Raw genomic sequence first — 10617 nt, forward strand, 5'->3', positions numbered from 1 at the left:
CCCGCCGCCAGCGCGACGGGAACCACCCACGTTTGACGAACTATCCCAGTGCCACAGCGAAAACATGCAGGTCGACATCATCCGGCAGCACGATGCTCGCCAGCGTCTTGCCTTCCGGTGCCGCGTACGTCTTCGTCGCGAAGATGTGCGTCGCCACCTTTTCGCTGCCGCCGCCGGACTGGTTGCGGTACGGCGTGTTCGCGACGATCACGTTGCCGTAGCTCGGAGCCGCGCCGCCACCGCCCAAGGTCCAGTCGCTGAACCCGATCTCGACGGTCGCGGTGGTGCCGTCCGTGAACGTCACGACCGCGGGCCGGGTGCGGGCACCGTTGGTGGCTGAACCGAGGAAGGCGAGCCGGGTTCCGGACAGTGCCAGCGTCTGCTTCGCCGCGGTGGCGTTGTCGGGACGGCCGGGCGGCGAGGCGGGCCAGGTGTAGGACAAGCCGTCCACCGTGCCCGTACCACCCGGCGAAAGTCCGGCAGCGGCAAGAGCTTGACGCGAGTAGCTGTAGCCGCCGCCGTCGAAGTCGCCCTCGCCGGTCGCGTCGTCGGACGCACCGACGTTGTTCACGGCGGCCAGCATGCTGCCCGCCGGAGCGACCTTCACCGTCTTCGGCAGCACCACGGGCTTCGCGGCGCCTTCGACGGTCACCGTCACGGTGAAGTCGTAGAACCCGTCCTTCGCCGAGGGATCCGGGGTGATGGTGAACTCGCCGGGCACGGTTCCGGTGCTGGGCGAGATACCGATGAGCGGGTCGATGTCGACCTTGAACGTCGCCTTCGGGTCGCCGTCGTACAGCTTGACCGCGTTGACCTTCACCGTGGTCGGCTTGCCCTGCTCCGCCACGAGATCACGCGGTTCGACGGTCAGGAAGTACGGCTGGTCGTGCTTGATCGGCTGCTCGCCGTCGCGGAACGACGGCGGTGCGTCAGAAGCCCCGCTGCCCCACGAAGAAGGCGTCCTGCCGAGCACGAAGTCGAGCTTGCCGCCGTGCTCCACGAACGACTCGGGCAGCCAGGTCTTGGTCGTGGCTCGACCGTTGACCTTCAACGACTGCACGTACTTCGTGGCCGTGTTGGCCGCGGGCGCGTTGATCGTGATGTCCTTGCCGCCACCGCGGTTGATCTTCACCGACGTGAACAGCGGGCTGCTCAGCACCAGCTCGGCGCGCGAGGGCACCTGCGGGTAGATGCCCATCGAGGTGAAGACGAACCACGACGACATCGCGCCGAGGTCGTCGTTGCCGGGAATGCCGCCGGGGGCGTTCTTCCACAGCGTGCCGATCGTCTCGCGCAACGTCTCCTGCGTCTTGGAGGGCCGGCCCGTGTAGTTGTAGAGCCACGGGACGTTGATCGACGGCTCGTTGTCCAGTTCGGACTTCGCGCCGCCCTTGCCCGTCAAGGCCCAAGTGCCGTCAGCGTTGTGGAAGAAGTCGTCCAACCGCTTGTTGGCACGTTCGCGACCGCCCAACGACTCCACGAGCCCGGCGACGTTGTGCGTGACCATCCACGTGTACTGGGCGCTGCTGCCCTCGACGAACCCGTTGCCGGTGTCGGGCGTGAAGTCCTTGACCCACGTGCCGTCGGCGTTGCGGTTGCGGATGTAGCCGCCGGTGGAGTCCGCGACCGGGTCGAAGTTGTTCTGCCACCACTGCGCGCGCTCGGCGAACGTCTTCGCGGTCCTGCGGTCGCCTGTGCGCTCGGCGAGCTGGCTGATCGCGAAGTCCGCCGCGGAGATCTCCAGGGTCTCCGCCGCGCCGCCCCACGCGTTCGACACCGACGGCATGTACTTGTGCTGCAGGTACTTGTCGAGCGACGGCCGCTGCCCGACGGACATCACCGCCCAGCCGTCCTTGCTCAGGTCCTGTGCGGTGGGCACGGTCGCGGCCTGCACCAAGGACTTCAAGGAAGACCTGATGTCGTACTTGTCGCCACCGAACGCCGTGATGGCCGCGAGAGCGATCGGCGCCGGGTCGCCGTTCATCACGTGCGTGCCACCGCCGTTGTGCGTCCAGCGGTCCCAGACGCCGTTGTTCTGGTCGGCCTGGTTGAGCAGCGACTGCGCGATGTCCGACCCGATCTGCGGCTCCAGCAGCGTGACGAGCTGCAGCTGTGAGCGGTAGATGTCCCAGCCGGAGAACGTGCCGTACTGCGCCTTCTGCCGCCGCTTGTCGATCTTGTGCGCCTTGCCGTCGAACCCGGCGTACTCGCCGTTGACGTCGCTGAAGAGGTTGGGGTGCAACAGCGCGTGGTAGAGCGCGGTGTAGAACTTGGTCCGCTCGTCATCGGAGCCGCCGCCGACCTCGATGCGCTTGAGCTGCTTCTGCCACGCGATGTACGCGTTGTCCCTCATGTCCTCAATGGACTGACCCTTGTTCTCGGCGCTGAGGTTCGCCCGCGCGTTGTCCAGGCTGACGTACGAGATGCCGACCTTGACGTTTACCTGCGAGCCGGGCGCGAAACCGAGGTAGGCGCCGGAACCCTTGCCGAGCACCGGCCAGCCGTTCGTCCCGTACGTCGTGCCGCCCTTGGCAGACGTGCTTCCGGGCGTGACAACGTTGTCTTGATACGTGCCGACCTCGGTGAAATCCTGGTCGAACTCCGCCACGAAGTGCAGCGTGTAGTAGCTGCGGCGGCCGACCTGGTTGATGTAGCCGCAGAAGTTGCCGGCCGTGACCGAGCCCGTGATCGTGCGCTTGGCCTGGTCGATCGACGTGACCGCGTCACTGCTGCCGACCTGCGACTTGGACGTGTTGATCAGCACCGTCGCTGGCTTGTCGGCTGGGAAGCTGAAGCGCGCGGCACCGGTGCGTTCGGTGGCGGACAGTTCGGCTTTGGCGCCGGATTTCAGCGTCACGTCGTAGCGGCCGGGCTTGGCCACCTCGTCGGCGTGCGCGAACTCGCTGGCGTAGACGGCATCCGTCGCGTCCGTGGTCGGGGACGTGGTGACGGTGCCGACGTGCGGGAAGATCGGGATGTCACCACTGCCGCCCGCACATCCCGTGCCGGACATGTGGGTGAGGCTGAAGCCGCGGATCTTCGTGGCGTCGTAGCGGTAGCCACCGGGAGCCGCGGCGCGCAGGGTGTTGCCGCGACTCGCCTCGGGGCTGAAGGAGAACATGCCGAACGGCACGACCGCTCCGGGAAAGGTGTTCCCGAGATTGGTCGTGCCGATGAACGGGTTCACGTGCGCCGCGGGATCCGGCACCACCTGAATCTGGGGCTGTGCGGAGGCAGGGACCACTCCGAATGTCATGGCCACCGCCACCGCAGCTGTCATGAGGACTCTTCGCTGCATGGACGCGGACCCTACTTATCGTGGCCGCGCAACCCCAGAGAGCGACGTGAAGTTGTCGTCAAACGGACAAGCGCTGCTCCATGAAGGCCCGCAGCGCAGGCCAATCGGTGTCTTCCGCAACCTCTACCTGGTGCTTTCCCTCGATGAGGGCGCCCTCGTCGTCGACGTCGAGCAGGTGCGACTTGAGCTTCAGCGTGCCGGGGATGATCGCTTCGGCCACCGCGACGGCGTCGTGGACGTAGATCCCCTGGTTCTCCGACCGGTTCTCCATGTACGCGCGGTACGTCCCGGTGAGGTTGCTCAGCACGGGGTCGACCCGCGCGAGGAACTCGGTGTCGGCGATGCACCGGTGCGTGAGGTTGAGCGGCACGACGATCGGGTTGCCCTTGCGGATCACGACCTGCGCGGCCTCGGGATCGGCCCAGAAGTTGAACTCGGCCCGTTCGGTCGTGTTGCCCAGCCCTAGCCCGCCGCCCATGACGATCAACCGCGGGAACACGATGCCGGACTCCAGCGCGTTGGCGATGTTGGTGAGCGGCCCGATGGCGGCAACGGTGGTGTCCGGCGTGACGGTGTACTCGAGGAACTGAACAGCGTCGTCCGGATCGATGATCTCGTTGTCGTCCGGCAGAGTGTGCGCCTGGCCGCCGAGTCCGTCCTCGCCGTGCACGTCCGCCGCCCCGCTCGGTCCCTCCGCACCCCTGGCCACAGGCACGTCCTTGCGTCCGAGGTAGGACAGCAGCCGCTGGGCGTTGCGCGTGGTGAGGTCGAGCGCGACGTTGCCGAACACCGTGGTGAGGCCTTTCAGCTCCACCTCGGGGCTGCGGGCGGCCAGCGCGATCGCGAACGCGTCGTCCACGCCGGGGTCGGTGTCGATGATCAGAGGGATCGCCATGTCCCTAGGGTGCCTGAGACTCGGCTCCCACCTCGGTGACGTCCCACACGACATTCCGCAGACCCGGCCGTTCGAGGTAGCCCTCGTCGCGCATCTTCGCGTGGTAGCGGCGGGCGTCGTCCTCGTTGTCGAACACCTGGATCGCGTGCCCGTCCTGCGTCCACGTCCCGTGCGCGAACCCCGGCGTCCCGACCTTGCTCGACGCCATCAACGGCACCTGCGCACGCCACTCGTCGTGCATTTCCGGGCTGAGCTCCCACACTCCAATGACCGCCCACATGAGACGAGACTTTAAAGTGCCGTGCATGACTTCGATGTGGGGAGCACCCGTCTGGACGAGGTGGGCCAGGTCGCGCCGCGACCCTCAGCAGGCGCGCTTCCTCACGCTCGCCTCGCTGCGCTGGGTCCTGCGCCACCGCGCCTACACCCCCTGGTACCTCGTGCGGTACTGGCGGCTGCTCAAGTTCCGCCTGCTCAACCCCCACGTGGTGCTGCGCGGCATGGTCTTCTTCGGCAAGCACGTCGACGTCATGGCGCGGCCGGGCTACGGGCGGCTGGAGATCGGCCGCTGGGTGCACATCGGCGACGGCAACGCCATCCGCTGCCACGAGGGCTCGCTGCGCATCGGCGACAAGGTCGTGTTCGGCAAGGACAACACGGTCAACTGCTACCTCGACATCGAGATCGGGGCCTCCAGCTTGGTCGCCGACTGGGTCTACATCTGCGACTTCGACCACAAGACCGAGGACATCACGCTGCCGATCAAGGACCAGGGCATCGTGAAGTCGCCGGTGCGCATCGGGCCGGACTGCTGGCTCGGCGCCAAGGTGACCGTGCTGCGTGGCACCCGTGTCGGCCGCGGCTGCGTCCTCGGAGCCCACGCCGTGGTGCGCGGCGACGTGCCGGACTTCAAGATCGCGGTGGGCGCGCCGGCACGAGTGGTGCGGGATCGGCGCGCCGACTACGAGGCGGACGCCCAGCGGCGGGCCGACATCGCGGACATGGCCCGCAAGGCCAAGGAGGCGCTGGCTAAGCGAACGGAAGAAGCTGCGGACGCTTAGGCCGGAAACCGTCGCCAGGCTGGCGGCCGATCAGCTTGTTGCGCGAACGCGTGTAGGCGACCGGCAGCACCTGGTCGCGCAGCCACCGCACGTGGTCCCACAGCGAGGCGGGCGCGGCCGTGCCGTCCAGCGGTGCCATCCACGCCGGATCGAACGGGATGTCCAGCGCCGCCAGCACATGCCCGGCCAACCGCCTGTGCCCCAACGACGACAGGTGCAGGCGGTCCGGGCCGAAGAAGCGCGAGTCCTGCACGCATTCGTCGCCCCACACGTCGACCAGCACCGCGCCATAACGCACGGCAGCGACGCGCATCGCGTCGTTCAACGCCTCGATGCGCGGCCGCATCCGCCAGCCGAACGGCATGCGCTGCGAGACGTCGCTCAACGTGAAGACGGCGACCGTAGGCGCGAACGACGTCACGGCGCGGACCATCGCGTCGACGCGGCGCGCGAGCTGAGCAGCTGAGGCGCCGGACATCACGTCGTTGCCACCGCCGAACAGCACCACCAGGTCGGGCTGCAACGCCTCAGCGGACGGGACCTGCTCCACCAGCATCTGGTCGAGCCGACGGCCGCGCACGCCGAGGTTGGCATAGCGGAAACCCGGCCCGTCCAGCACGGACGCGACGCGGTCCGCCCAGCCCCGGTACCGGCCGTCGGGAAGCAGGTCGTCCAGGCCCTCGGTGCAGCTGTCCCCGAGTGCCACGAAGCGTTGGTATTTCATTCAGTCCTCGGTCACCTGTTGTTAACGGGACCGGCGACTGTACCAAGATCAAGTGAACAGGTTGCCCGTAGCGATCTTGGGGCGCCCCAGCACCTTTGGTTCGCGCACTTCCGCGGCCGCGTAGACCTCGGCCGTGCCGGAGGCGATCGTGGCCCAGTTGAAGTCGGTCCCCAGACGCTCCTTGGCGGCACGGGCACGCGTGGCGGCTGACGTCGGATCGGACAGCACGTCCCGCACCGCGCGAGTGAGTCCGTCCACGTCACCGGGGGCGAACGACAACCCGGTCACGCCGTCCAGAACCACTTCACCGAGCCCGCCGGCAGTCGACGCGACGAGCGGTGTCCCGGCTGCCGCGGCCTCCAGCGCCACGATCCCGAACGGCTCGTAGCGAGACGGCAGCACCACGGCGTTCGCGGCTGTGAGCAACGCCGCCAAAGACCTGTCGGAGAGATGCCCGACGAACTCCACCGCGCGCAGCACGCGGTGCTTGCGCGCCTGCTCCTGCAGCCACTCGGTCTGCGAACCGTCACCGGCCACTACAACGCGCGTGCCCCGGTGGTGGCGCCGGATCCGGGGGAGCGCCGCGATCAGGTCCTGGATGCCCTTCTCCCACTCGATGCGCCCGAAGAACAGCAGCAACGGGTCGCCGTGCGGCGAGTACTCCCGCCGGGCCGCGCCGACGTCCTTGGCCCGCACCTTCCAGCCGCCCGGCTCGATGCCGTTGTGCAGCACGGAAACCACGTCAGTGTCCACATCGAACAGATGCGCCACCTCGCGCCGCATCGCCGACGAGCAGGTGATCAGCGAGTCGGCGCGGTTCGCCAGCCACCACTCCACCGAGTGCACCTGCTGGTTCAGCGGGTGCGAGAGCCAGCCGGAGTGCCGCCCGGCCTCGGTCGCGTGGATCGTCGCGATCAGTGGCACGCCAAAGGATTCCGCCAACGCGACGGCCGGATGCGTGACCAGCCAGTCGTGCGCGTGCACCACGTCCGGGCGCCAGTCGCCGAGGTCGAGTCCCGCGCGCGTCATGGCGTGACCCATCGCCAGGGTCCACGCCAGGAGGTCCTTCTCGAACACGAAGTGCGCGGGGTCCTCGGCGACGCGGATCAGCCGCACGCCCTCGCTCACCAGATCTGTGGTCGGGTGCGTGATCGCGTCGGTGCCGGAAGGTTGCCGGCAGAGCACGACGACCTCGTGCCCCTGCGCGGCCAGCTGTGTCGCGAGCGCGTGGACGTGCCTGCCCAGCCCGCCGACGACCACCGGCGGGTACTCCCACGACAACATCAGCACGCGCATCCCGTTACCTCATTCCTCGCGCGTCCAGATGGCCGAAAGGACCGTCTGCCGCGCGGAGCTCCGCCGCCCTCGCACGTCCACGACCGCCCCGCGCCAATGCCGCCAGCTCGCTGAAACGATCGCTGTGAATCTTCGCGCGGTACCGGGCGTAGTCGGCGGCCGAGTCCTTGGTGACCATGAAGGCCCAGTCGCTCGACAACGCCAGCAACGCCTCGCGCACCGCCTGGTCCAGCACCGGATCCCGCACGTCGCGCGAGAAGTCCAGCTCCAGCAGCTCTTTCTGCACCGACTCGTTGAGCGACACGATGTCCGACACCTGCGCGCCGTCCCACACCCGCCAGTCCTTGCCGCTGCCCCACGACGAGGCCGGCAACTCGACAGGTTTGCCGACGTGTCCGGCCTCGACGGCGCCTCTGAGGGTCGTCACCCGCACGCCGGCTTCCGGCAACGCCCGCAGCACCGCTTCCAGCCACAACGGACCCTCGTGCCACCAGTGCCCGTAGAGCTCGGTGTCGTACGCCGCCACGACCAGGCCGCCGTCGATCGCCCGCAACCGTTGGACGACCGTGTCGACGAAGTCCTCGACGTGCCGGCCGATCGCTTCCCGTGCCAGCAGCGGGTCGTACGGCCGCTTGTCCTCCGGCGCCACGTTCTTGCCGGTCACCCGCGACGGCTTGAGGCCCGTCGGGTGGTCGAACGTGTGAAAATCCCGGTACGCGGCATCGCCCGGATAGCCGACCTTGGGCGACCACACGCGGTACGAGACCTCGAGATCACGCCCGAACGCCAGCACGTCGCTGGAGCCGACCGGGTGCGCGGTCGAGGTGTCGCCGTGCAGCGCTGGTCCGTCGACCATGAACCTCTTGACGCCAGCCCGGGCGTATCCCGCCTCCATGCCGGGCGAGTAGCCGCATTCCGGCGCCCAGATGCCTTCCGGCGCTTGGCCGATCCGCAGCTTCGTGTCCTGGAGTCCGGTCTTGAGCGCGAAGGCCCGGACCTTCGGGTCCAGCAAAGGCTGAAAGGGATGCGTCGCCGGGCCGCCCAGCAGCTCGATGGTCTGCGAGTCCACAAGGGACCGCAGGACGGGCGAGAACCCGTGCCGCCAATGGGATTCGAACTGGTCGAGCGCCCAGGACGACGCCCGGTGCTCGTACGCGGACAGCTCTCGCAGTCTCTCGCCGGCGTAGTGCGACCGCAGGTGCCAGTTGCCGAGCCAGTCGTGTGCGCCGCGCAAGCAGTACGGGTCGTCGAGTTGGGCGGCCAGAATCGGTGTGACGCCGAGCGTCAGGACGTCGTTGCGGCCTTCTTCGGCGAACCTTCTGAGCATGTCCACGACGGGCAGGTACGAGTGCGCCCACGCCTGGTAGAGCCACTCCTCGCCGACCGGCCACGTGCCGTGGTGCGCGAGCCAGGGCAGGTGGCTGTGCAGGACGAGGCAGAACGTGCCCTCGGGCTTTGGGCTCACGCGCGCACCGCCACGGCCACGAGGTCGAGGCAGGTGTCCATGTCCTCAGGGGTGATGTCGAAGTCCTCCACCGTCACCGACTCGACAGCCTCCTTGAGCTCGGCCGGCCACGGTGCGCCGGACAGGGCGACTTCGACCTGTGCATTGATGATCTGTCCATCCAGGAGGGAGTCAAGCCTCTTCCCGTGACGCAGTCCCGTCAGTTCGTCAACGCGGAAACCAGCTTCCTTCAGCATCTCGTCCAGTTCGGACGGTGCCAGCTCCCTGGTGTGGAACGGGTTCAGCGGCGTGTCCTGGCCCGGTGAGAACGTCAGCCTGTTCGGCGTGGTGACGATCAGCTTCCCGCCCGGCCGCAGCACCCTGAGACACTCGGCGAGGAAGCCCTCCTGGTCCCACAGGTGCTCGATGACCTGCAGGTTCGCCACGACGTCGACGCTCTCGTCGCGCAACGGCAGCATCGCGAGGTTGCCGCGCAGCACGTTCAGCTGCGGATATTGCTCGGCAACGTGCTGTGAGGTCAGTTCGTCGTAGTCGAGTGCGATCACCCGCCGCGCGACGGTGCGGATCAGCTGGGCGCCGTAGCCCTCGCCGCAGCCCGCCTCCAGCACGACCGCGTCCGCGCAGTGGCCGATGAGGTGCAGGTACGCCGCCTCGTGCCGGCGGAACCAGTAGTTCTCTTCCGCGATACCGGGCACGGTGCGTTCGCCGGTCAGGGGGAGGGTCACGCCGTCAGGTTACTTGCCAGTAGACCTCCTGCGAACTACCAGGTGCGCGATGGCCGTGGCAACGCCGACACCCGCGAGAACCGCCGTCATCGGGGGGCTCATGTACTTCGACAGGCTGGGTGCCTCGCTCGGGCCAGTGAGCCACAGCGTCAACGGGGTCGCGTAGGCCAGTGTCAGGGCTCCTGTCCACCAGCGCAGGGCCTTCGAGCGGTGGTTGCGCAGGCTCGCGGCGAGCACGACGGCGATCGGGATCCCGGGGAGCAGGCCGAACTGGCCGATGACCATGACCGGCGCGGCCCAGGCCGCGACCAGCGTCGACGTCGACGGATGTGCGGAAGTGGTGACGGAAGTACGAATGTTGACAGACATGGTCTCACCTTCGCTACGGCTTCTCGTGTTGGTTAGAGGTTCTAACGGTGGTGACAAGGTGAAGCTAAGCTGACGCAGCCGTGAGTGTCAATAACGAATGTGAGAGGGTCTAACGGTGACGATCGAGTCTGTGCAGAACCCTCGCGAGCGCTACCGGGCCCAGGTGCGGGACGAGGTCAAACGGCACGCGTGGGCGCAGATCGCCGAAGCAGGGGTGACAACGTTGTCACTCAACGCCATCGCCAAGCAGATGGGCATGAGCGGACCGGCGCTGTACCGGTACTTCGCCGGGCGCGACGAGTTGATCACCGAACTGATTCGCGACGCCTATCGCAGCCTCGCCGACACGGTCCGCGCGGCGTTCGAGGAAGGCACCACCGCGGTGGGGCTCGCCGCGGTCATCCGCGAGTGGGCGCTGAGTGACCCGCAGCGGTATCTGTTGATCTACGGCACGCCGGTGCCCGGCTACCACGCGCCGGACGAGATCACCGCGATCTCGAACGAGATCATGGCGGTGCTGCTGGAGGTGTGCGCCGATCCGTCAGACCAGCCGAGGACGCCGTTCGAGGTCCTGCTGAACATGGACCGCGGGTGGGCGAGCGGGCTGCCCGCCTCGTCGCCGACGGTGCATCGGGCGCTGTCGTTCTGGACGCGCCTGCAGGGTGTGCTCTCGCTGGAGCTCGCCGGCCACTTCGGCCCCATGGGGTTCGACGCGGGTCTTCTTCTGGCGGAGGAAGTGGACCGGCTCTGAACTAGGGGCGCGACCCAGGACGTCGGCGGGTGA

Annotated in this window: 10 protein-coding genes; 2 read left to right on the forward strand and 8 right to left on the reverse strand. The window is 67.9% G+C overall.

The window, feature by feature from the left end:
• Positions 1–40: 40 nt before the first annotated feature.
• From UK23_RS32570 to UK23_RS32580, 3 genes are read right to left on the reverse strand one after another with little or no spacing between them, the layout of a single operon-like run.
• Positions 41–3298, reverse strand: a complete 3258-nt coding sequence (locus tag UK23_RS32570) for a GH92 family glycosyl hydrolase (RefSeq protein ID WP_045315541.1) — start codon at positions 3296–3298, stop codon at positions 41–43.
• A 58-nt stretch (positions 3299–3356) separates the two neighbouring features.
• Positions 3357–4193: a nucleoside hydrolase gene (locus UK23_RS32575; protein ID WP_045315542.1), complete on the reverse strand. Its 837-nt coding sequence runs from the start codon at positions 4191–4193 to the stop codon at positions 3357–3359.
• Between the two features lie 4 nt (positions 4194–4197).
• Positions 4198–4473 (reverse strand): hypothetical protein, encoded by a 276-nt coding sequence (locus tag UK23_RS32580; protein ID WP_045315543.1) that lies wholly within the window; start codon positions 4471–4473, stop codon positions 4198–4200.
• A gap of 25 nt (positions 4474–4498) precedes the next feature.
• On the opposite strand from UK23_RS32580, the gene UK23_RS32585 reads away from it, so the two are divergent.
• Positions 4499–5254 carry an acyltransferase gene (locus UK23_RS32585; RefSeq protein WP_045315544.1) on the forward strand — a complete coding sequence of 252 codons (756 nt, stop codon included), beginning with the start codon at positions 4499–4501 and terminating at the stop codon, positions 5252–5254.
• Here UK23_RS32585 and UK23_RS32590 read toward each other — a convergent pair.
• Genes UK23_RS32590 through UK23_RS32610 form a run of 5 tightly spaced genes read right to left on the reverse strand, consistent with a single transcriptional unit; the run spans position 5223 to position 9833 of the window.
• Positions 5223–5978, reverse strand: coding sequence for an SGNH/GDSL hydrolase family protein (locus UK23_RS32590; protein WP_045315545.1), 756 nt, complete (start codon positions 5976–5978; stop codon positions 5223–5225). The two genes, UK23_RS32585 and UK23_RS32590, sit on opposite strands and share 32 nt — an antisense overlap.
• Before the next feature lie 48 nt (positions 5979–6026).
• Positions 6027–7274: a glycosyltransferase family 4 protein gene (locus UK23_RS32595; RefSeq protein ID WP_045315546.1), complete on the reverse strand. Its 1248-nt coding sequence runs from the start codon at positions 7272–7274 to the stop codon at positions 6027–6029.
• 4 nt (positions 7275–7278) lie between these two features.
• On the reverse strand, positions 7279–8739 hold the full coding sequence (locus UK23_RS32600) for a glycoside hydrolase family 57 protein (protein WP_045315547.1): 1461 nt from the start codon (positions 8737–8739) through the stop codon (positions 7279–7281).
• Positions 8736–9464: a class I SAM-dependent methyltransferase gene (locus UK23_RS32605; RefSeq protein ID WP_045315548.1), complete on the reverse strand. Its 729-nt coding sequence runs from the start codon at positions 9462–9464 to the stop codon at positions 8736–8738. The genes UK23_RS32600 and UK23_RS32605 overlap by 4 nt, the downstream gene beginning before the upstream one ends.
• Positions 9465–9473: 9 nt before the next feature.
• A complete protein-coding gene (locus UK23_RS32610; RefSeq protein WP_045315549.1) occupies positions 9474–9833 on the reverse strand; it encodes a hypothetical protein in 360 nt (119 codons plus the stop codon).
• A 115-nt stretch (positions 9834–9948) separates the two neighbouring features.
• On the opposite strand from UK23_RS32610, the gene UK23_RS32615 reads away from it, so the two are divergent.
• Positions 9949–10584: a TetR/AcrR family transcriptional regulator gene (locus UK23_RS32615; RefSeq protein ID WP_045315550.1), complete on the forward strand. Its 636-nt coding sequence runs from the start codon at positions 9949–9951 to the stop codon at positions 10582–10584.
• Positions 10585–10617: the final 33 nt, after the last annotated feature.

This window comes from Lentzea aerocolonigenes, assembly GCF_000955955.1.
GTDB classification, from domain to species: Bacteria; Actinomycetota; Actinomycetes; order Mycobacteriales; family Pseudonocardiaceae; genus Lentzea; species Lentzea aerocolonigenes_A.

What these genes read in the sequence shown, in the direction of transcription:
- UK23_RS32575 (WP_045315542.1), bottom strand. Translation starts at nt 4,193, where the DNA reads ATGGCGATCCCTCTGATCATCGACACCGACCCCGGCGTGGACGACGCG.
- UK23_RS32590 (WP_045315545.1), bottom strand. Translation starts at nt 5,978, where the DNA reads ATGAAATACCAACGCTTCGTGGCACTCGGGGACAGCTGCACCGAGGGC.
- UK23_RS32580 (WP_045315543.1), bottom strand. Translation starts at nt 4,473, where the DNA reads ATGTGGGCGGTCATTGGAGTGTGGGAGCTCAGCCCGGAAATGCACGAC.
- UK23_RS32595 (WP_045315546.1), bottom strand. Translation starts at nt 7,274, where the DNA reads ATGCGCGTGCTGATGTTGTCGTGGGAGTACCCGCCGGTGGTCGTCGGC.
- UK23_RS32570 (WP_045315541.1), bottom strand. Translation starts at nt 3,298, where the DNA reads ATGCAGCGAAGAGTCCTCATGACAGCTGCGGTGGCGGTGGCCATGACA.
- UK23_RS32610 (WP_045315549.1), bottom strand. Translation starts at nt 9,833, where the DNA reads ATGTCTGTCAACATTCGTACTTCCGTCACCACTTCCGCACATCCGTCG.
- UK23_RS32585 (WP_045315544.1), top strand. Translation starts at nt 4,499, where the DNA reads ATGACTTCGATGTGGGGAGCACCCGTCTGGACGAGGTGGGCCAGGTCG.